Source organism: Ottowia pentelensis, assembly GCF_964341695.1.
This window is the reverse complement of the sequence record NZ_OZ224513.1, coordinates 3,468,876-3,489,114: the sequence shown is the minus strand read 5'-3', so window position 1 is coordinate 3,489,114 and position 20,239 is coordinate 3,468,876. Positions and strand designations below refer to the sequence as shown.

Here is a 20,239-nt window from a genome sequence, read left to right as displayed (position 1 = left end):
GCCGGCGCCTGTTTTATGAATGAAATCAGGCTTTTGCCGGCATGCAGCAAGCGCGAGCAGCTATCAAATCAGGATTCTTGATCGACGGCAAGTTGCAGAAATGAAAGCACCTCGTCGATCAGAAGGGGAAAGTCCGACAGCGCGTGGTCGCCGCCGTCCAGCAGGTGCAGCCGCGCGCCGGCGTAGCGCGCGCTCATCTCGCGCCAGTCCAGCAGCTCGTCGCCCTTGGCGATGATGGCCAGCGTGCGGGTCGGGTCGGCCGACGCGTCGGACTGCAGCGCGCGCAGCTCGTCCAGGTAGTCGGCGCGAAAGAAGAAGTGCTCGGCCGGGTCGTGCCAGGCGCTCTGCTCGCCGATGTGGGCGGCCAGGTCGCGCGCGGGATCGACGGCGGGGTTCAGCACCACCGCGCGGCAGCCGCGCCGCCCGGCCAGCCAGCTGGCGTAGTAGCCGCCCAGCGAGGAGCCGACGACGGCCATGCGCGCGGCGGGCCAGTCGGCGGTGCCGGCGTCGATCAGCCTGGCCGCCGCGGCGGGCGAGGGCGGCAGCTGCGGGCACCACCAGTGCACGGCGGGGTGCTCGGCGCGCACGCGTGCGGCCATCAGCTGCGCCTTGGTGGACTGGGGCGAGGAGCGAAAGCCGTGCAGGTAGAGCAGGTGGGTGGTGGTCATCGCCCCATGGTAGGGGATGGGCGCGCGGGATAATTCGCCCCCATGGCTGTTGTATTCGACCGACCCTCGCTGTGGCAGCGCGTGCGGCCCCACCTGCGCGGCTTCGACTGGCTGCTGCTGCTGGCCATGCTGATGCTGGCCGGCCTGGGCCTGCTGGCCATGTATTCGTCGGGCTACGACCACGGCACGCGCTTTGTCGACCACGGACGCAACATGGTGATCGCCGCCGGCATCATGGTGGTGGTGGCGCAGGTGCCGCCGCGGCGGCTGATGCAGCTGGCGGTGCCGGTGTACGTGCTGGGCGTGGCGCTGCTGGTGGCGGTGGCGCTGTTCGGCATCAGCAAGAAGGGCGCGCAGCGCTGGATCAACCTGGGCGTGGTCATCCAGCCCAGCGAGCTGCTCAAGATCGCCACGCCGCTGATGCTGGCCTGGTGGTTTCACCGCCGCGAGGGGCAGACCCGCGCGTTCGACTTCGCCGTCGCCTTTGGGTTGCTGGCGCTGCCGGTGGGGCTGATCATGAAGCAGCCCGACCTGGGCACGGCCATGCTGGTGCTGGCCGCCGGGCTGGCGGTGATCTTCTTTGCCGGCCTGCCCTGGAAGCTGGTGCTGCCGCCGGTGCTGATCGCCGTCGTCGGCGTGGTGCTGATCCTGGCCTTCGAGCCGCAGCTGTGCGCCGACGGCGCGGACTGGGTGGTGCTGCACGAATACCAGCGCCAGCGCGTGTGCACCCTGCTGGACCCCACGCGCGACCCGCTGGGCAAGGGCTTTCACATCCTGCAGGGCATGATCGCCATCGGCTCGGGCGGGCTGTGGGGCAAGGGCTTCATGCAGGGCACGCAGACGCACCTGGAGTTCATCCCCGAGCGCACGACGGACTTCATCTTCGCCGCCTTTTCGGAGGAGTTCGGCCTGGTCGGCAACCTGGCCATCATTGCCGGCTTCGTCTTTCTGGTGCTGCGCAGCCTGATGATCGCCGCCGACGGCCCCACGCTGTTCGCGCGCCTGCTGGCCGCCAGCCTGGCCACCATCTTCTTCACCTACGCCTTCGTCAACATGGGCATGGTCAGCGGCATCCTGCCGGTGGTCGGCGTGCCGCTGCCCTTCATCAGCTACGGCGGCACCGCCATGGTCACGCTGGGCCTGGCGCTGGGCATGCTGATGTCGATCGCCAAGGAAAAGCGGCTGATCCAGAGCTGAGAAGGTGTGAACGAACCCCTCATGCCCGCCTTGACCGCCAAAACCCGCCCGCCCGGCGTTGCAAATGCTCGCCGTAGCCCGGGCTACGGCTGCGCTTTGCGCCTTGATCGGACGCGTTTTGACGATCCTTTCGGGCACTCGCGATTCATTCACACCTTCTGACCCGTGGCGGCGCGGTTTGCGCGCTGAGCGGATGCCGTCACAATGCAGGGGTTTTTCAACCCCACCCCAGGAGAAGACATGGCTGGCAAGTTCGAGCTCAAGAAGTCCAAGAACGGCAAATTCCACTTCAACCTGCTGGCCGCCAACGGCCAGATCATCCTGACCAGCGAGATGTACGAAGCCAAGGCCAGCGCGGTCAACGGCATCGAGTCGGTCAAGAAAAACGGCGGCACGGCGGCGCGCTACGAAAAACTGTCCGCCAAGGACGGCTCGCCCTACTTCACGCTCAAGGCCACCAACGGCCAGGTGATCGGCCAAAGCCAGATGTATTCCAGCGAGTCGGCGCGCGACCACGGCATCGAGTCCTGCGTGACCAACGCTCCCGGCGCCAGCGTGGACGACCAGAGCGCCGCCTGAGCGCGCGGCCCGTTCAGCGCCCCGAGCCGCCCGCGGGCGGCTTTTTCGCGCCCGCCCGGCGCCGCATCAAAGCCAGCGCGCGATCAGGCTGGCCAGCAGGCTGAGCGCCACGGTGCTGGCCAGCGGAATGAACCACTCGCGCCCGAACAGCCGAAAGTGAAAATCGCCCGGCAGGCGCCCCAGGCCGAACTTGCGCAGAAACGGCGCCAGGCCGTTGATCAGCACCAGGGCGAGGAAGACGACGATCAGCCAGCGGATCATGGGCGGGTCCTTGGCGCTGCAGTGGCGCTGCCCGGCTCCCTCGCCCCTTTGGGGAGAGGGGCTTTGGGCGTTGGATCGTTCGCTGTCGTTCGATGTCCGGTTGACGCTGCACGCATCGGCTGGCCGGGATATGCGCCCGGCGGCGCACCTACTTTCTTTTGCGTCGCCAAAAGAAAGTAGGCAAAGAAAAGGCAACCCCAAGTCTGCGACCCCTGCGCTTCGCTACGGGGCAAACCTGCGTCACGGCGCTTGCGGGGTGCGCGGTGGAACTCGCTGCGTTCACTGCGTTCTCTCCGCTCAGACAACCCCCGCGAGTCAGAGCACGAAGCGCGTGCATCCTGCGGTGCACGCGCCACCCCGCAAGCGCCGTGCCGCAGGCGCAGCCACAGGGGTTTTGATGCGGGCCGTCGCTGCGCTCGGCCCCGGCTTTGAACTCCCCTCTGGCCGTGCCCAGACGCGAGCATCGCAGGTTGCCCGCAGCGAAGCGCAGGGACACGGCCAGTGGGGTCGCCTTTCTTTTGCCTTCTTTTCTTTGGCGACGCAAAGAAAAGAAGGTGCGCCGCCGGGCGCACATCCCGGCCAGCCGACATATGCAGAGTCAGCACAACATCGAACAACCGCGAACCCTTCAAGCCCAACACGACACCCCCATCACAAGCGATGCGTCCGGTCACCCGCCGCAAAGCCGCGCGCCGCCCAGCCCTCGCCCGTGGCCAGGCCGATGACCTTGAACAGCTCGCCCATCTCGTGCTCGGCCAGCAGCTTCATGGCCGGCGCGCGGGCGGCAAGCGGCTGCTCGGCCATGCGCTCGGCCAGGCCGCTGTTGAGCAGAAAGCGGCCCTGGCTGGTGTAGCCCAGCACCGCCAGGCCCGCGTCCTGCGCGGCCAGGGCGATGCCGGTGAAGTTGACGTGCGCGGTGATGTCCTTCTCGCCCACGTCGGCGAGCGGGTCGTCGTCCATGCGGTGCGCGCGGTGGCAGGCCAGCGTGCCCATGAAGCGCTGCGGGTGGTAGTACTCGGCCTCGGGAAAGCCGTAGTCGATGAAAAACGCCGCGCCGCGCCCGCCGCGCGCCAGGCGCTCGGCCACGGTGCGCACGAAGGCCTCGGCCTGCGGGTGGATCTCGGTCACGTAGTCGTGCGTGCCCGCCACCTCGACCGGCGGGCGCAGCGCGGTCGGCCGGTCGCTCCAGGCGAATGCTCCTGATTGAATAGCTGTTCGCGCTTGTCCATCGGGCGCCAGAGCCGCATTGGGCTTGAAAATCACGCCGCGCTCGTGCCAGGTGCCATCGACGCGCGCCAGCAGTTGCACCGGCATGGCGTCGAGCACCTCGTTGCCCAGCACCACGCCGCGCAGCGCCTCGGGCAGCCGGTCGGCCCACTGCAGCACCGCGCCGTGCGCGGCCAGGCGCTGCTGCTGGCGCGCGCGCAGGGCGCCCGACACGTCGACGATGGTGTAGCGGCGCGGCGCCTGGCCGCGCCGCGCCAGCTCGTCCAGCAGCTGCCCGGCCAGCGCGCCCGAGCCGGCGCCGAACTCCCACACCTCGTCCGTGCCGGTGTGCCGCAGGGCCTCGGCCACCGCGTCCGCCAGCGTCTGGCCGAACAGGGGCGACAACTCCGGCGCGGTGACGAAGTCGCTGCCGTCGCGCGCCAGCGGGCCGAACTTGCGCGAGCCATGGGCGTAGTAGCCCAGGCCGGGCGCGTACAGCGCCTGCTGCATGAAGCGGTCGAAGGGCAGCCAGCCGCCGGCGGCCTCGATGTCGCGGGCGATGTGCGCGGCCAGCTCGGTCAAGGGGGCGGATGGGGCGATGGCGGAGGACACGCGCCCATTGTCCGCCATGGGCGCGGTGCCGATTTGCCACAATGCGGCTCGTGTCCGACCCCGCCCGCCGCCCATCCACCAACGCCCGCACCGTGCTGGTCACCGGCGCGGCGCGCCGGCTGGGGCGCGAGATCAGCCTGGCCTTCGCACGCGCCGGCTGGGACGTGCTGGCGCACCACCGTCATTCGGCCGACGCGGCGCGCGCGCTGCAGGCCGAGGTCGAAGCCCTGGGCCGGCGCTGCCAGCTGCTGCAGGCCGACCTGCGCGCGCCCGAGGCGGCCGCCGAGCTGCTGCGTCAAGCCCGCGCGACCGGTGGTGGACTGCCGCAGTGCATCGTCAACAATGCTTCTGTTTTTGAAGCAGACGACGCCCTGTCGGCGAGCGCTGCGGGACTGATGGAGCATCTGGCGACCAACACCGTCACGCCCCTGCTGCTGGCCAACGCGCTGGCGGCGGCGCTGGCGCAGGCGGGCCGGCCCACGGCGGGGCGCTGCAGCGTGGTGCATGTGCTGGACCAGAAGGTGCACAACCTCAACCCCGACTATTTCTCCTACACCGTCAGCAAGCTGGCACTGGCCCAGGCCGTGGCGCTGCAGGCGCAGGCGCTGGCGCCCTGGGTGCGCGTGTGCGGCCTGTCGCCCGGGCTGATGTACCTGAGCGGGCCGCAGACGCAGGCCAACTTCGAGCGCGCCAGCCGCGTCAACCTGCTGCGCCGGCCCATCGACCCGGCGGACGTGGCGCGCTGCGCGCTGTTCATCGCGGAGAACGTGAGCCTGAACGGCGCGACGCTGCAGGCCGACAACGGCCAGCACTTGGTGGCGCTGGATCGCGACGTGATGTTTGCCGTGGACGGCGCGCAGGGAGCGGCGTCATGAACTCCATGCTGCTGGCCTTCGCCACGCTGGACGCGCGCCTGGCGCTGGAGTGCCGCCTGCTCAGCCTGCGCCGGCACGAGCGCGCGGTGCGCATCGGCGTGCACGAGTTCGAGCGCCACAAGCCGCAGCGCCTGTGGTTCGACGTCGACCTGTGCGTGCGGCTGCAGCACGCCGGCGCCGCGCGCGACGACATCGCCCACACGCTGGACTACGACTTCGTGCGCGAGGTGATCGCCCAGGCCGTCGGCCGCCAGCACCACGAGCTGCAGGAGACGCTGTGCGACGCCGTGCTGGCCGCCGTGCTGCGCCGCCCCGAGGTGCAGGCCGCGCGCGTGGCCACGCGCAAGCCCGACGTGTACGCCGACAGCGCCTCGGTGGGCGTGGAGCGGGTCGCCGTCAAGCCCTGGTGATGCCATGATGAGCCACGACTTCGCGCCCGAGCTGGGCGACCAGCACCTGCGGCTGAGCGGCCTGCGCTTTGCCGCCAACCTGGGCATCCTGGAGCACGAAAAGCGCGCGCCGCAGCCGATCCAGGTCGACGCCGAGCTGAACCTGGGCGCGCAGCCGCTGCGGCCGCGCGACGACGACATCACCCACGTGCTGGACTACCGCAAGGTGCGCCAGATCATCATCGACGAGTGCACCGCCGAGCACGTCAACCTGCTGGAGAGCCTGATCGGCAAGCTGTGCCAGCGCCTGCTGGGCCTGCACGGCGTGCAGGGCGTGCGCGTGACGATCACCAAGCTGGAGATCTTCGACGACTGCGCGGTCGCCATCCGCATGGAGGCGGGCCGCTGGTGAGGCCTTGCGGCGGGCAGCCCGCGGCGCGCCCGTTACGATGCGCGCTGGCCCAACATCCGCGGAGACATCGTTCATGAGCAGTCCCTTCCAGGCCCTGCATGCGGCCCTGCAGTCGCAGGTCGAGCGCCAGTTCTTGTCCGGCGCCTCCAGCGCGCTGCTGCGCGGGCGCGAGGTGGTCGACCGCTTCGTCTGCGGCCAGGCCGACGTCGAAGCCGGCGTGCCGCTGCGCGAGGACCACATCTTTCGCGTGTTCTCCAACACCAAGCTGCTCACATCGTGTGCCGTGCTGCTGCTGATGGAAGACGGCCGCCTGCGCCTGGACGACCCGGTCGAGCGCTACCTGCCGCAGCTGGCCCGGCGCCAGGTCTTGCGCGCCGGCGCAACCCGCATCGACCAGGTCGAGCCGGCGCGCCGCGCCATCACGCTGCATGACTTGATGACGCACACCTCGGGCCTGTCCTACGGCCTGTTCGACCCGGGCACCGTGCTGTACCAGGCCTACGGCGCCTCGGGCGTGCACAACCCCATGCTCAGCCAGGCGCAGTTCATCGACCTGCTGGCGACGCTGCCGCTGGCGTTCCAGCCGGGCGAGCGCTGGGAATACTCGCTGGCCACCGACGTGCTGGCGCGCGTGGTCGAGGTGGTGTCGGGCCAGAGCCTGGGCGAGTTCTTCCAGGCGCGCATCTGCGGCCCGCTGGGCATGGGCGACACCGCCTTCTGGGTGCCCGAGCCCAAGCGCGCGCGCCTGACCGCCCTGTACGGCGGCACCGATTTCATGAACCCGCTGCAGCCCGGCCTGGTGCGCATGGACGCCGCGCCTTACCCCGGTGCCTACACCAGCCCCGCCTCGCGCCAGTCGGGCGGCGGCGGGCTGGTGTCCACGCTGGACGACACGGTGCGCCTGATCCAGGCGCTGATGCCCGGCGAAGGCAGCCTGCTGCGGCCCGACACCCTGGCGCAGATGGCGCGCAACCAGGTGGCGCCCGGCCAGCATGTGCAGTTTCCCAACATGCCGTCCAACCCCGGGCGCGTGTTCGGCCTGGGCTCTTCGGTGCTGGCGCAGCCCGGCGTGTTCGATCCGCCGCAGTCGTCCGGCGAAGTCAGCTGGGGTGGCCTGGCCGGCACCGTGTGGTGGATCAACCCGCGCCTGAACATCGCCGGCGTGCTGATGACCCAGCGCTACTACGGCTTCGGCAACCCCTATACCTTCGAGTGGCGCCACCACGCCTATCGGGCGCTGGGCCATTGACGACAACGGGCGCGCTGCTACATTGCAGGCATCGCACAACGCAAGAACCGGCTCGACGCTCCATGGCCGCACCGCTGTTTCCCGATCCGCTGCAACTCTGGCGCGAGGCCGTCAATCGGCTCGAAGCCGATGCCAACGCGCTGGGCACCGACAGCCTGAAGTCGCCCGAGCTGCTGCGCTCGCTGCAGCGCGCCAATGCCACCGGCGCCAGCATGCAGCAGGCCTACGCCAAGATGGCCGAAGCCTACCTGCAGCGCGCCAACCTGCCCAGCCGCAAGCAGGTGGCCGAGCTGGCGCAGGCGCTGGAGCGCATCGAGCAAAAGCTGGACCGCCTGCTGCCGCCCGACCCTACCGTGCCGCGACCGGCGCGCACGCGGCGGCCCAGTGCGGCGGCCAGCGCTGCAGCGCCGGCCGAGCCGGTGGCGGCCGCGCCGACCGAGGTCAAGCCCGAGCCCGCACCGGCCCGTCCGTCCCGTGCGCGGGCCGCCAGCGCCAAGGCCAAGGGCGACACCCGCAAGGCGGGTAGAAAGTAGGGCATGGCCAGCTCCGCACGCACCTCCGGCGAGGCCGACCTGGCCCTCACCGAGCGGCTGCGCGTGGAGGTCGAGCGCGCGGTGCAGCGCGGCCTCAAGGGCATGGAGCTGCTGGGCGCCGAGCCGCCCGCCGTCGGCCGCACGCCCAAGAGCGTGCTGCACCGGCGCGGCACGCTCGAGCTGGTGCACTACCACGCGCTGACCGACGAGGTCTACCGCATCCCGCTGCTGATCGTCATGGCGCCCACCAACCGGGGCTACGTCATGGATCTGGCGCCGGGGCAAAGCCTGATCGAATTTTTGCTGCGCCGCGGCTACGACGTGTACATGATGGACTGGCACGCACCCCGGCCGGCCGAACGCGACCTGGGCCTGGCCGACTACGTGCTGGACTTCATCCCCGACTGCATCCGCCGCGTGCAGCAGGACTCGGGCGAGACCGACGTCAACCTGGTGTCCTACTGCGCCGGCGGCATGCTGTCGCTGATCTACCTGGCGCTGCATCCCGACAGCCCGGTGCGCAACATCGCCTGCTTCACCACGCCGATCGACTTTTCGCGCATGGAGCTGTTTCGCGCCATGGCCGACGAGAAGGCGTTCGACGTTGATGCCTTTGTCCAGAAGCACGGCCTGGTCCCGGCCGAGGTGGTGCTGAGCGGCTTCGACGCGCTGCGCCCCGCCGCCCGCGTGGCCGGACAAATCCGGCTGTGGGACAACCTCTGGAACGACCAGTTCGTCAGCGGCTTTCGCATGATGGAGCGCTGGGGCAATGAAACCCTGCCGCTGCCCGGCGCCTATTTCCGCGACACCGTCAAGCAGCTGCTGCGCGGCAACGAGTTGTTCAAGGGCACGCTCAAGGTGCGCGGGCGCCCGGTCGACCTCAAGCAGGTCACCATCCCGCTGCTGCACATCGCCGCGCAGTACGACCACATCGTGCCGCCGGCGTGCTCCGCGCCCCTGCTGGACATGATCGGCTCGACCGACAAGGAAGAAGTGACCTTGCCCGGCGGCCACGTCAGCATTGCGGCCGGCGCCAACGCGGTCAAGCGCATGTGGCCCAGGCTCGACGCCTGGCTGGAGGGACGTTCCGTATGACCGAGACTTCGCGCGCCCATCCGCGCACCGTGAACTGTGGCGGCGGCGCCGTCGAACTGGCCCTGCTGCAGGCCACCGACCGTGCCGACCTGGACCGCTTCATCGCCGGCCTGCCGGCCACCGACCTGCTGTTCGTGCCGCGCGACATTCGCCACCCCAAGGTGGTCGACGCCTGGATGCGGGCGCTGCAGGACGGCCGCATGCGCGGCCTGGCGGCGCGCCGCGATGGCGTATTGGTCGGCTGCACCTCGATCCACATCGACCCGCTGAGCTGGTCGCGCCACGTCGGCGAATTGCGCGTGCTGGTGGCCACGTCCGAGCGCGGTCGGGGGCTGGGCCGCGTGCTGATCCAGGAGTGCTTCATCCAGGCGCTCGAGCTGGGACTGAAAAAACTGGTGGCGCAGATGACCACCAACCAGACCGGCGCCATCGCCGTGTTCGAGGACCTGGGCTTTCATCCCGAGGCGCTGCTGCGCCAGCACGTGGCCGACCGCGACGGCGTCACCCACGACCTGGTGCTGCTGAGCCACGACGTGGCGGCGGTGGCGGCGCGCCACGCGGCCTTCGGCGTCGATGGCGCGGCGCAGGCCTGAAAGCAGGACAGCACCCGAGCACGCAAATCCGAGCGTTTTTTCAACCACCCCAGGAGCTTCGTCATGGCAACTGCATCCAAGAAGTCGTCTTCCACCGCCGCCGGCGCCGGCATGCCCGACCTGGGCGACCTCACGCAAATGCTCAAGCAGATGAAGGTGCCTGCGGTCGACGTCAAGGCCTTCGTCGACTGGCAGCGCAAGGAGTTCGAGGCGCTGGGCGAGGCCAACCGCCAGGCCTACGAGGGCATGCGCGCGCTGGCCGAGCGGCGCAATGAAATCCTGCGCGAGAACATGGCCGAGTGGCAGGCGCAGATGAAGCAGTCGATGGACAAGGACGCCCTGGCCAAGCAGAGCGCCGCCATGCAGCGCAGCATGAACAAGGCGATGAAGGACTTTCGCGAGCTGATGGCGCTGGAGGTGAAGACCCGCGCCGACACCTGGAAGCTGGTGCAGCAGCGCATGCAGGACAACATGGCCCACCTCAAGGACATGATGAAGACCGGCGACAAGTAGTCCGTTCGCTGCCGCGCGGGTCGCCGCCGGCCGACGGCGACCTATGCCAGCGCGGCTGGCTCGGCCGGCTTGGGCGTGTTGAGGACGAAGGCGTCCGAGAAGCAGGCGCCTTCTTCCAGCCCGTGCGACAGGAACTCCGGCACCGCGGTCTGCACCATCATGGTCGAGCCGCAGGCGTAGAGCTCCTGCCCGCGCATGTCCGGAAAATCCTCCAGCACCGCCTGGTGCACCAGGCCGCGCCGGCCCTCCCAGCCGTCGCCGGGCGCACCGTCCGACAGCACCGGAACAAAGCGGAAATTGGCGTGCTCGCGCTGCCAGGTCTCGGCCAGCTCGCGCATGTACAGGTCGGACACCTGGCGCACGCCCCAGTACAGGCGCATGGGCCGCGTGATGCCGCGGGCAAAGGCGTCCTCGATGATGCTCTTGACCGGTGCAAAACCCGTGGCTCCGGCCAGGAAGATGATGGGCCGCTCGCCCTCGCGCAGCGTGAAGCGCCCCAGCGGCCCTTCCAGGCGCAGCGTGTCGCCCACCTTCATGCCGTCGAACACGTGGCCGGTGAAGCGTCCGCCCGGAATGCGGCGCACGTGCAGGTCGATCAGCGGACGCTGCATCGGCGGGTTGGCAAACGAGAAGGCGCGGCGCTCGCCGTCCTCCAGGATCACGTTCAGGTACTGGCCGGCAATGAAGTCCAGCTTGAGGTCGGCCGGCGGCTGCAGCAGCAGGCGGATCACCTCGGGCGCCAGGCGCTCCATGCCCACCACGGTGGCGTCGAACTCGTGCTTGGTCAAAGGCTCCAGTGTCTCGACGTCGATCTCCAGGTCTTCCAGTGGCACGGCGCAGCACATCAGCGCCTGGCCGCGCTCGCGCATGGCGGCGGTGAGCGTGGCCGGCTGGTAGGGGCCGTGGTCGAAGGTGCCGTTGAGCACCGTGCACACGCACAGCCCGCAGCCGCCGGCGCGGCAGTCGTACTGCAGCGGCAGCTCGGCGCGCAGGCCGGCCTCCAGAATGGTTTCGCCCCGGCGCGCCGCCACGTGGCGCGCGTCGGGGTGCACGGTGATGTTCAGCGTGCGCGCGGCGGCGCCCTTGCGGCGCCACACCAGCCAGGGCTGCACGAACAGCAGGCCCGACACGGCCAGCACCAGCGCCCAGGTCCAGGCCGGCCCCCAAATGTGGACCAGCGGATACAGGCCCAGCAGCAGCCAGTCGAGCTTCAGCTCGTTGGGCACGACGGCCATGTGCGCCGGCCCGCCCTGGCTGAGCACGGGCTGCACCAGCGCCAGCACCACCAGCATCACGCCGGCAGCGATGGCAATCGGCCTGGGCGGCTGCATGGTTGCCTTGGGCACGCGCTGCACGTGCACCCACATCAGGAGCAGGGTGACCAGCGGCACGCCGATGTGGATGAACACCAGCAGCGAGAACAGCCGGTCGCTCACCGTGCTGTCATAGATGAAGTTGCGGATCAGCGAGCCGCGGAACATGGGGATCCAGTCCAGCCATTCGAAGCTGGCCGTGGTGACGTACTGCGCCAGCTGGTCCCAGGGCAGCATGTAGCCGTTGGCGCCGGCGACGTACACCAGCCAGATCAGCACCACGCCCGTGACCCACGACACCCAGCGAAAGCCGCGCAGGCGATCGAACGCGAAGTAGCGCAGCATGTGGATCACCATGGTCACCACCATGGCGTCGGACGCATAGCGGTGCACGCTGCGCACGATGCCGCCGATGAACCACTGCCGGTGCGTCAGGCCTTCCACCGACTGGAAGGCCCCCGTCACGCTGGTGTCGAAGAAGGCGAACAGGTAAAGGCCCGTGCCGGCGACGATCCAGAACAGGAAGAAGGTGAGCGAGCCCAGGTGGTAGTAGGGGTTCAGGCGGTCGCCGAAGGCGCGGTTGAACAGCGCCTCCACCCGCATGAAGCCCCAGCGCATCAGCGCCTGCAATGCGCCGATCATGCCGCCACCTCCCGCGCGCCGGCGCGCATGGCGCGCAGCACCACGATCACGAACAGCAGGCCGCCGACCACGGCCAGCAGCCCGCCCAGGCCCATCAGGCCCATGCCGGCCACCTCGCCCGCGCTGCGCAGCACCTGCTCGCTGCCGGCCACCTTGCGCTGCACGCCGTAGCCGCCCGACCACACCAGGCCGGTGATGTGCATCAACTGTCCCAGCCCGTACACCCAGGGCTGCCAGCGCGCCATGCGCCCGCGTGGGCGGCCATAGCCCAGCGTGGGCAGCAGGTGGTAGACGATGCCCATCAGCGCCAGCGTCACGCCCACGATGCAGCCGTGGTAGTGCGCCGGAATCTTGACGTTGCTGCCGCTGATCAGCATGCCGATCACGCCGCCGCAGGCAAACAGCAGCATCGACGTGACCAGCGCGCCCCACAGCGGCTTTTGCTCGTCGCGCAGGCGGCGCAGCGGCGCCAGCGCCAGCACCACGGCCAGCGCGATGGGGAAGATGGCCAGGCCGCCGCCCACGCGCATGGCCCAAGTGTGCAGCTGGCGGTTTTCCACGCTGATGGCGCTGTGGGCCACGTAGGCGTAGGGCGTGACGAACACGCTGACGAGCGCCAGCATGAGCAGCAGCAGCGCGATGCGCGGGCTCAGGAACAATCGCCCGCCGCAGGCCTGTGCCAGCCACAGCCACACCACCAGCATCAGCAGCGTCCAGGCGAACTGCAGCGCGTGGCCGCCGCCCCAGAACAGGATTTCGTAATAGGTGCGCAGATCCAGCTGCGTCGGCACGTCCCACAGCGACCAGGCGAAGGCCAGCAGGGCCACGGCCACGCAGATGACGCTGGCCGTCAGGCCGAAGCGCAGCGCGCGCTCGCCGTCAATCACGCCGCCCAGGCGCGGGGCGGCCAGCAGGCTGCGCAGCACCTGCACGCCCAGGCCCAGGCCGAAGATCGCCAGGCCGGCCAGGAACAGCGGCCCGTGCAGCACCGGAATGTAGTTGGCCATGATGGCCTCGCCCGGGCGGATGAAGGCGCCCGCCGCCATCAGCGCCGTACCGCTGCCGCACAGGCCCAGCGCGGCCCAGCTCCAACCCAGGGCGCGCTCGGTGCCGTTCAGGCTCCACAGCATGCCGGCCATGGCGGCAAACCACACCAGAACCGACAGGTCCACGTGCACCACCAGCGCCACGCGGAAGAAGTCGGCCACCGGAAACCACTGGTTCAGCCCCGGCGTGCGCGCCAGCACCAGCAAGACCGAATAAAGCCCCGAGCCCGCCAGCGCGGCCAGGCCCAGCGCCAGCCAGGCGCGCGCCAGGGCGCGCTGCGCGGTGGTGGGTTGGGGCAGCGCGTAGGCGCTGGGGGTGAGCGCGGCGTGGCCGAACAGCGACGCCGGGCCGAGGGCGGGGTGGGAGAGCGTGTTCATTGGAAAACGATGCCGCCCTTCTCGGCGTTGTAGTCGATCACCAGGACCTGCGATGGCTTGAGCGTGATCGTGGCTTCGCGCTGCGCCGTGAAGCCGGCGGCGCGCACGTCGTCCTTCATGCGCACGGCGATCTTTTGTTCGCCCGCCGGCACCTGCAGGCGCTGGTACACGGCCGAGCTGCCGTCGCGCTTCAGGCCACTGGGCTCGGCGGTGCGCTGCAGCACCCGCTGGCCGTTGATGTCCACCTCGATGCTGACGGGCGAGCGCTCGCGCGGGCAGATTTGCTTGGGCCGCATCTGCGGCGGCAGCTTGGCTTTTTCTTCCTCGGTCAGCGGGCGGCAGTCGCCCACCGGCTTGCCGGTGTGGGTGAAGCTGATCTTGATCAGCGCATCGCCCGGCGGCAGCGGGTGATACACCGGCCAGTGCGAGAACACGCCGATGAAGACGGCGAACAGCGCGTACAGCACGGCCTGGCCCAGCCAGGCACCGACCGTGACGGGGCGCCGCGTCGCCGTGGCGGCAGAGGCATTCATGACAGCACCTCGAGGGTGGAGGGTGAAGGGGGGGCGCCGTGCGTGGTCGCCGCACCGCGCAGGCGATCCAGCGCATCGCGCAGGTCCGCGCCGTCGACCTGCGCCCAGCGCTGGCGCGGCACCGAAGGCCGCAGGTGCGGCTCGCGCTGGCCATGCATGCGCTCGCGCAGCAGCTGCGGGCCGTCGCGGAACGCGCATTCGCCCGGCGTGCAGCCCTGGATCAGCACGCCAGCAGCGCCGTCGCGCAGCGCGTATTCGATGAACGCGGGCGGCAGCTGGCCGGCACACGCCAGCTCGATCCGCACCACGTCGTGCGCCTGCAGGGCCGGCGCGCGCGGCGCCTGGCCGCAGGCGAAGGCGACGATGGGGCGCGTGGCGCCGCTGGCCTGCAGGCCCGTGCGCAACTGCTGGCGCAGGCGGTGCACGGGCAGCTGGGGCAGGTCGATGCCGGTGACCAGCTGCGCCAGGCTGCGAAACGGCGTGGACGAGGGGCAGGCGCCGGCGCAGATGCCGCAGCTGGCGCAGCGCTCGGCATCGACCTGGGCCAGCGCGTGCCCCGGCTTGCCCAACGCAAAATGAGGGTGCGCCACCATGGTGATGGCGGCGTAGGGGCAGTCGTCCACGCAGCGGCGGCAGCCGCTGCAGTGCGCCGGATCGACGACGGCCACCGGCGCCCCCGGCGTGGCCCGTGGCCAGGCGGGCAACAGCAGCAGCACAGACAGCGCTCCGACCACCAGCACCCAGGCCCCGGTGTTCGACACGGCGCCCGCCAGGGGATGCAGAAAGAGCAGCAGCCAGTCCAGCGCCAGCGCCGCCGGCACCTGCGCCACGTCGGCCGCCGGGCCGCTGGTGATAGGCGCCAGGGCGGCCAGGCCCAGGAACATGGCGATCAGGGCCGCCGCCATGGGCCGCGGGGGCACCACGCGCGCGCGCGGCAGGCGCTGGATGTGAAACCACAGCCCGAAGGTCATCAGCAGGGCCACGCCCAGGTGCACGAACACGAACAGGGAGAACAGCCGGTCGCCGACGGCGTCGGCGCTGAGAAAGTTGCGTGCCAGCGGCGCGCCCAGCCAGGGCAGCGCGTCCAGCCATTCGGCCGTGGCCAGGGCCGAATACTGGCCCAGCGCGTCCCAGTTGAGCCAGAAGCCGCCGATGGCGCACGTGAAGGCAAACACGACCAGCGGCACGCCGGTCAGCCAGCTGAAGCCGTGGTGGCCGGCAAAGCGCCCGTGCAGCCATTCGCGCAGCGCATGCAGGCCCATCAGTACCACCAGGGCGTCGGCGGCGTAGCGGTGCACGCTGCGCAGCCAGCCGCCGTAGAACCAGGGCCAGGCGGCCAGGCGCTCGATCGACGCGTGCGCGCCGCTGGCCGAGGTGTCGATGACGGCGTACAGGTAGATGCCGCTGGCCGCCAGGCTCCAGAAGCACAGAAAGCCCAGGCTGCCCAGATGGTGCAGCGGGTTCAGCGCCGGGCCGGTGAGCCGGTCGACGCCGCGCTCCAGCGCCCGCCAGGCCGTGAGCAGCTGCAGGCGCGGCGCGGAGGCGAGCGGGGCCGTGGCGGCCGTCAATGCAACGCCTCCTGCGGCCGCACGGCCAGGGAGCGGGCCTGCCGGCGCGCGCGGCGCGAGCGGCGCCACTCGGCCACGCCGTAGCCGATCATCCACAGGAAGAACACCGCGCCGCCCACCAGCTCCATCACCAGCGCGTACTTGAAGCGGTAGCTGCCGGTCTCGGGGTCGTACACGGTGCACAGGATGCGCACGCGCTCCAGCAGGCCGGACAGGGTCTCGCGCTGGGTGACGGGCGCGCGCCCAAGCAGCTGGCGCAGCGGCTCGCCCAGCTGCTGCGCCGTCAGCTTGTCGCCCCACACCTGGGTGGCGATCTTGCCGTCGGCGTCGAGCACGGTGACGCCCAGCACGTGGTCGAACCCGGCCGGCGTGGCCAGGTAGCTGAAGCCGAAGGCGCGCGTGAGCGGCTCCACGATCTTGGCGTGCGGGCTGAGAAATTCCCAGTTGGGGTACTTGATGCCGTACTGGGTGGCGAACGAGCGCAGCGCCACCGGCGAATCGGCCGGCTGGTTGAAGCCGATGCTGACGACGTTGAACTGGTTGGGGCTGAGCAGTTTGTCGAGGCCCTTGACGGCCTCGTGCAGGTTGCGTGTGGTGGCGGGGCAGATCTCGAAGCAGCCGGTGTAGATGAAGCTCACCAGCAGCGGCTTGCCGCGGTACTGCGACAGGCGCACCGGCTTGCCCTGGCGGTCGAGAAAGGTGAAATCGGATGGGGTGCTGCCGATGACCGCCTGGCCGGCGGCCAGGGCGGCCGCCTCGTCCAGGCGCGGCACGGTGCTGGTCACGGCATCCTGCGCCTGCGCCCATCCGGCGGCGCCCAGCAGGGCTGCCGCCGCCAGCGGCCCCAGCATGCGTTGCGCGCGCCGGGCCGACCGAATCACCGCTTTCAGAACCACGTTCAAACTCCAGACCGCCGCGCCACGGACGCCGCGGCGGTCAATGGCCCGGCTTCAGCTCAGGCCCCACAGGGTGGACAGGTACTTCCAGTTGATGAAGTAGTACAGCACGAAGGCCACCAGGAACACCATGGCCAGCACGAAGGTGCCGGGCGCGGCAAAGCCGGCCGAGCCCGCCGTTTGCGCCACCACGGTGGGGGCGGTGCGCGGGATCGGCGTGAAGGTGGCGCGCTCGGTGCCGCGATCCAGGCGCTTGCCCCAGATCAGCGAGCCGACCGTGACGTAGATATAGATCGCGCCGCCGACAATCGCCGCCACGCCACCGATGCCGACCAGGCCCATCATCAGATAGGCCGCGCCCGGCCATTCGTAGGCCAGCGGGTTGCCGGAAAAGGCCATGTCCCAGTGGCGGCGCGACACGCCCAGGGTGCCGGCGCCCATCATCACCAGGCAGAAGAAGTACATCGAGAAGCCGAAGATGTACGGCTGCCACTTGGCCAGCGTGGGCGCGATCATCTCGCGCTTGAACAGCACCGGGATCAGGTAGTAGGTCAGCGCCATGAAGGTGAGCGTGGTGCCCACGACGACGGTGGCGTGGAAGTGCCCCGGCACGTAGATCGTGTTGTGGATGATCATGTTGAGCTGCTCGGTGCCCATCATCACGCCCGAGATGCCGCCCAGGAAGCCGAAGCCGATGATCGAGATGAACACGCCCGAGAACGTGGGGTTGCCCCAGGGCGCCTTGCGCAGCCACTCGAACAGGCCCTTGGTGAAGCCCTTTTCGCGCTGCGCCACTTCCATCGCGCCGGGCACCGTCAGGCCGTGCAGCATCGAGGCCAGCACCGCGAAGTACATGAAGTAGCTGGTGTTGACGATCTTCCAGGGCGTGGACAGGCCCGGGTCGGCCAGCAGGTGGTGCGCGCTGGCCAGTTGCAAAAACAGGATGTAGAGCAGGAAGGCCGTGCGGCTGACGCGCTCGCTCATGGGCTTGGCGCCGAAGACCACGGCCGCCACCAGGTACCACACCGAGATGTGCGCCGCCACGTTGATCTGCTGGGACGAGTGGCCCAGCGCCCACCAGATGGTGCGGTAGGCCAGCGGGTCGACCTGCTTGAGCAGGCCGATCGACATCAGCCAGGTGGGCACCAGAATGATGGCGCCCGACAGCAGCGTGAACACGGCGATGATGGCCGCCGTGATGGCGCCCATGGTGACCAGCGGCACCGAGCCCTGGTAGGTGCGGTCGCGCTTGGCGACGACCAGGGTGCCGAAGAACACGCCGCAGCCGATCAGCGCGCCGACCGCGAACAGGATGATCGTCAGGTAGAACCAGGACGAGGCCATCATCGGCACGTAGCTGGTCATCATGACGCTGGAGCTGCCCTGGAAGACGACGATGTTGTTGCCGACCGAGCCGATCACCATCAGCGCGAAGGCCAGCCAGGCGATCCTGGGCGTGGCGATGCGGCAGCGCAGCAGGGTGGAGGCGCAAAAATACAGGATGGCGATCTCGAAGAAGATCAGCCAGAAGATCAGCATGTCCAGCCCGTGGGCCGTCAGCACCATGTAGAAGGTGTCGGCCTCGAGCCAGTGCACCGCCGGCCAGCGCGTGAGCACCACGCCGATGGCCAGCAGGCCGCCGAAGGCCAGAAACAGCACGCCGGCAACGGCGTTCCAGATGATCAGCTTCTCGGCCTGCGCCTCGAATTGCAGGCCCGATCGCGGGCAGGTGCGGTAGGTGGTGGCTTGTCCCATGGTGCGTCCCTCAGTCTTTGATGTACATCCGGCCCACCATGGTGTGGTGGCCAATGCCACAGAACTCGTTGCACACGATCGAGATCTGGCCCGATTGGTTGGGGGTGATGGTCAGCACGTGCTCGAAGCCGGGCACCATCTGGATGTTGATGTTCTGCGGCTGCAGCGAGAAGCCGTGGTTGTAGTCCATGGCCGTCAGGTGCAGGCGGTACTTCTCGCCCTTCTTCAGCTCCAGGATGGGCCAGAAGTTCCACAGCCGGCCCAGCATGTACACGTCGGCGCCGGGCGGCGGGGCCACCACCGGGGTCTTTTGCTCGCCCTCGGTGCGCACCGTGTACTTGTCGACCATGGCCTGCGCCGCGGTCATGAACTTCTCGGGCGTGGTGCGGTAGGTCTCGGTCGACAGGTTCTGGTTGCCCCAGACGTGCCAGCCGACCATCATGACGAACATGATCAGGCACCAGGTCAGCGACAGCACGATCCACGTGCCCTCGACCCGGTCGATGGGATGCTTGTACCAAAGCCGTTCCGACGGCGGCAGGATGGCGCTCATGGTGTTGAACCTCTTGTTGGAAGGACGATCGCGCGCCGGCCTACTTGGCCAGGGGCAGCATCATGATTTCGACCACGCCCCACAGGTTGTAGACCAGCATGGGGATCAGCACGCCCAGGAACAGCAGGATGAAAGGGCTGTCCAGCAGCTGCTGCACCCAGGGAATGGGCGCGTTGGGATCGTTCAGGTCGTCGTGGTTGGGGTCCATCCTTGCCTCCTGCAAGCCCGTCCGCAGCCCCGCGCGGCGGACGTTGGTCGATGGATTCTGGAGTTCGGTGGTCGGTATGGATTTGACTTGGAACAAACATATGCAAGCCATGCTTGCCGCACGTCAAGTCCGGGCACTACGATCGCCCCCCATGACGACGGCACGCATCCGGTCTCCTGCAACACCCGGCATCGTGGCCGGCGCCAACCCGTCCCTGCGTTGGCTGCGCCGCCTGGCCTGGCTGTGCGCCGCGCTGGTGCTGGCCATCACCAGCCTGAGCGCCAGCCTGCGGCTGGCCAAGGCCGGCATCGGCTGCGCGCCCTGGCCGGCCTGCTACGGCGCGGCGCAGCAGGCCCTGCTGGCGCCGCCGGCCGCCGGCGACGAGGCGGCGCAGGCGCCGGCCAGCACCACGCTCGATGCGGTGCGCTCGGCGCATCGCGTGCTGGCGGTGGCCACCCTGTTCTTGATCCTGGTCATGGGCGCGGCGTGCCGGCATGCACGGCGCGCGCGTGCCGAGTGGTGGGCGCTGCTGGCCGTCACCCTGTTCCTGGCCGCGCTGGGGCCCTGGTCGGCGCGCTCGGCACTGCCGGCGGTGGCGCTGGGCAATCTGCTGGGCGGCTTTGCCATGCTGGCGCTCAGCGTGCGGCTGGCGGCGCCGCGCCGCTGGGCCGTTACGCCCGTCGTGCGCGCTTGGCTGTGGGCGGCGGCGGTGGCGCTGCTGGCGCAGATCGTGCTGGGCGGGCTGGCCAGCACCACGGGCTCGATCCTGAGTTGCGACGGCCTGGCCGACTGCTGGCGCGCGGCGGCCGGCCAGGGGTGGGCCGCGCTGGACCCCTGGCGCCTGCCCGGCTCGGCGGCGGGCGCGCCGGTGCAGTGGCTGCACCGGGTGGCGACCGGCGCGGTGCTGCTGCTGGCGCTGCCGCTGGCCTGGCGCCTGCGCCGCATCGATGCCTGGGGCGCCGGCGTGCTGGCGGCGGCGCTGCTGGCGCTGGCCGTGCTGGGGCCAGTGATGGTGGGCGCCGGCTTTGCCTTCAGCCTGACGCTGGCGCACAACCAGCTGGCGGCTATCGCGCTGGCGGCGTTGGCGCGCTGGCTATGAAGGCGTGAACGAATTCCGCCCGCCTGCCTTGACCGCCAAAACCCGCCCGCTCGGCGTTGCAAATGC

22 protein-coding genes are annotated in these 20,239 nt (G+C 69.8%); 11 read left to right on the top strand and 11 right to left on the bottom strand.

The window, feature by feature from the left end; genetic code table 11:
• Nucleotides 1–68: 68 nt before the first annotated feature.
• Nucleotides 69–668 carry a YqiA/YcfP family alpha/beta fold hydrolase gene (locus tag ACWHMB_RS16840; RefSeq protein WP_377479472.1) on the bottom strand — a complete coding sequence of 200 codons (600 nt, stop codon included), beginning with the start codon at nucleotides 666–668 and terminating at the stop codon, nucleotides 69–71.
• A gap of 42 nt (nucleotides 669–710) precedes the next feature.
• Between ACWHMB_RS16840 and rodA the strand changes: the two genes are divergently transcribed.
• Both rodA and ACWHMB_RS16830 read left to right on the top strand, forming a co-directional pair.
• Nucleotides 711–1,865, top strand: coding sequence for a rod shape-determining protein RodA (gene rodA, locus ACWHMB_RS16835; RefSeq protein WP_377479475.1), 1,155 nt, complete (start codon nucleotides 711–713; stop codon nucleotides 1,863–1,865).
• A 240-nt stretch (nucleotides 1,866–2,105) separates the two neighbouring features.
• Nucleotides 2,106–2,444: a YegP family protein gene (locus ACWHMB_RS16830; protein WP_293225225.1), complete on the top strand. Its 339-nt coding sequence runs from the start codon at nucleotides 2,106–2,108 to the stop codon at nucleotides 2,442–2,444.
• Between the two features lie 66 nt (nucleotides 2,445–2,510).
• Here the strand turns inward: ACWHMB_RS16830 and ACWHMB_RS16825 are convergent, their stop codons facing one another.
• Both ACWHMB_RS16825 and ACWHMB_RS16820 read right to left on the bottom strand, forming a co-directional pair.
• Nucleotides 2,511–2,705: a DUF2905 domain-containing protein gene (locus ACWHMB_RS16825; RefSeq protein WP_293225227.1), complete on the bottom strand. Its 195-nt coding sequence runs from the start codon at nucleotides 2,703–2,705 to the stop codon at nucleotides 2,511–2,513.
• Between the two features lie 651 nt (nucleotides 2,706–3,356).
• Complete coding sequence (locus tag ACWHMB_RS16820; protein WP_377479479.1) at nucleotides 3,357–4,541, bottom strand: class I SAM-dependent methyltransferase; 1,185 nt, start codon at nucleotides 4,539–4,541, stop codon at nucleotides 3,357–3,359.
• Between the two features lie 32 nt (nucleotides 4,542–4,573).
• Between ACWHMB_RS16820 and ACWHMB_RS16815 the strand changes: the two genes are divergently transcribed.
• The 8 genes from ACWHMB_RS16815 (at nucleotide 4,574) to ACWHMB_RS16780 (ending at nucleotide 10,182) form a co-directional block, all read left to right on the top strand.
• Nucleotides 4,574–5,398 (top strand): SDR family oxidoreductase, encoded by an 825-nt coding sequence (locus ACWHMB_RS16815; RefSeq protein WP_377479482.1) that lies wholly within the window; start codon nucleotides 4,574–4,576, stop codon nucleotides 5,396–5,398.
• Nucleotides 5,395–5,808, top strand: coding sequence for a dihydroneopterin aldolase (locus ACWHMB_RS16810; RefSeq protein WP_377479486.1), 414 nt, complete (start codon nucleotides 5,395–5,397; stop codon nucleotides 5,806–5,808). Before ACWHMB_RS16815 ends, ACWHMB_RS16810 begins: the two co-directional genes overlap by 4 nt.
• A gap of 4 nt (nucleotides 5,809–5,812) precedes the next feature.
• Entirely contained in the window at nucleotides 5,813–6,199 is a 387-nt protein-coding gene (locus ACWHMB_RS16805; protein ID WP_377479489.1) for a dihydroneopterin aldolase, read from the top strand.
• Between the two features lie 73 nt (nucleotides 6,200–6,272).
• Entirely contained in the window at nucleotides 6,273–7,448 is a 1,176-nt protein-coding gene (locus ACWHMB_RS16800) for a serine hydrolase domain-containing protein (RefSeq protein ID WP_377479492.1), read from the top strand.
• Between the two features lie 62 nt (nucleotides 7,449–7,510).
• Nucleotides 7,511–7,981 carry a hypothetical protein gene (locus tag ACWHMB_RS16795; RefSeq protein ID WP_293225239.1) on the top strand — a complete coding sequence of 157 codons (471 nt, stop codon included), beginning with the start codon at nucleotides 7,511–7,513 and terminating at the stop codon, nucleotides 7,979–7,981.
• Nucleotides 7,982–7,984: 3 nt separating this feature from the next.
• A complete protein-coding gene (locus tag ACWHMB_RS16790) occupies nucleotides 7,985–9,076 on the top strand; it encodes a PHA/PHB synthase family protein (protein ID WP_377479496.1) in 1,092 nt (363 codons plus the stop codon).
• Nucleotides 9,073–9,669, top strand: a complete 597-nt coding sequence (locus ACWHMB_RS16785; RefSeq protein WP_377479498.1) for a GNAT family N-acetyltransferase — start codon at nucleotides 9,073–9,075, stop codon at nucleotides 9,667–9,669. The genes ACWHMB_RS16790 and ACWHMB_RS16785 overlap by 4 nt, the downstream gene beginning before the upstream one ends.
• A gap of 63 nt (nucleotides 9,670–9,732) precedes the next feature.
• A complete protein-coding gene (locus ACWHMB_RS16780; protein WP_293225244.1) occupies nucleotides 9,733–10,182 on the top strand; it encodes a phasin family protein in 450 nt (149 codons plus the stop codon).
• A gap of 41 nt (nucleotides 10,183–10,223) precedes the next feature.
• Here the strand turns inward: ACWHMB_RS16780 and ACWHMB_RS16775 are convergent, their stop codons facing one another.
• Genes ACWHMB_RS16775 through ACWHMB_RS16740 form a run of 8 tightly spaced genes read right to left on the bottom strand, consistent with a single transcriptional unit; the run spans nucleotide 10,224 to nucleotide 19,074 of the window.
• Complete coding sequence (locus ACWHMB_RS16775) at nucleotides 10,224–12,137, bottom strand: cytochrome b N-terminal domain-containing protein (RefSeq protein WP_377479501.1); 1,914 nt, start codon at nucleotides 12,135–12,137, stop codon at nucleotides 10,224–10,226.
• Nucleotides 12,134–13,561, bottom strand: a complete 1,428-nt coding sequence (locus ACWHMB_RS16770) for a cbb3-type cytochrome c oxidase subunit I (protein WP_377479504.1) — start codon at nucleotides 13,559–13,561, stop codon at nucleotides 12,134–12,136. The genes ACWHMB_RS16775 and ACWHMB_RS16770 overlap by 4 nt, the downstream gene beginning before the upstream one ends.
• Nucleotides 13,558–14,094: a hypothetical protein gene (locus ACWHMB_RS16765; protein WP_293221770.1), complete on the bottom strand. Its 537-nt coding sequence runs from the start codon at nucleotides 14,092–14,094 to the stop codon at nucleotides 13,558–13,560. The genes ACWHMB_RS16770 and ACWHMB_RS16765 overlap by 4 nt, the downstream gene beginning before the upstream one ends.
• Nucleotides 14,091–15,662: a hydrogenase iron-sulfur subunit gene (locus ACWHMB_RS16760; protein WP_377479507.1), complete on the bottom strand. Its 1,572-nt coding sequence runs from the start codon at nucleotides 15,660–15,662 to the stop codon at nucleotides 14,091–14,093. The genes ACWHMB_RS16765 and ACWHMB_RS16760 overlap by 4 nt, the downstream gene beginning before the upstream one ends.
• Nucleotides 15,659–16,558, bottom strand: coding sequence for an SCO family protein (locus ACWHMB_RS16755; protein ID WP_293221774.1), 900 nt, complete (start codon nucleotides 16,556–16,558; stop codon nucleotides 15,659–15,661). Before ACWHMB_RS16755 ends, ACWHMB_RS16760 begins: the two co-directional genes overlap by 4 nt.
• A 54-nt stretch (nucleotides 16,559–16,612) precedes the next feature.
• On the bottom strand, nucleotides 16,613–18,313 hold the full coding sequence (locus tag ACWHMB_RS16750) for a cbb3-type cytochrome c oxidase subunit I (protein ID WP_293221776.1): 1,701 nt from the start codon (nucleotides 18,311–18,313) through the stop codon (nucleotides 16,613–16,615).
• Nucleotides 18,314–18,323: 10 nt separating this feature from the next.
• A complete protein-coding gene (locus tag ACWHMB_RS16745; RefSeq protein ID WP_293221778.1) occupies nucleotides 18,324–18,866 on the bottom strand; it encodes a cytochrome C oxidase subunit II in 543 nt (180 codons plus the stop codon).
• 40 nt (nucleotides 18,867–18,906) lie between these two features.
• Entirely contained in the window at nucleotides 18,907–19,074 is a 168-nt protein-coding gene (locus ACWHMB_RS16740; protein ID WP_293221780.1) for a hypothetical protein, read from the bottom strand.
• 151 nt (nucleotides 19,075–19,225) lie between these two features.
• Between ACWHMB_RS16740 and ACWHMB_RS16735 the strand changes: the two genes are divergently transcribed.
• Complete coding sequence (locus ACWHMB_RS16735) at nucleotides 19,226–20,173, top strand: COX15/CtaA family protein (protein ID WP_447648594.1); 948 nt, start codon at nucleotides 19,226–19,228, stop codon at nucleotides 20,171–20,173.
• The last annotated feature ends 66 nt before the right edge of the window (nucleotides 20,174–20,239 follow it).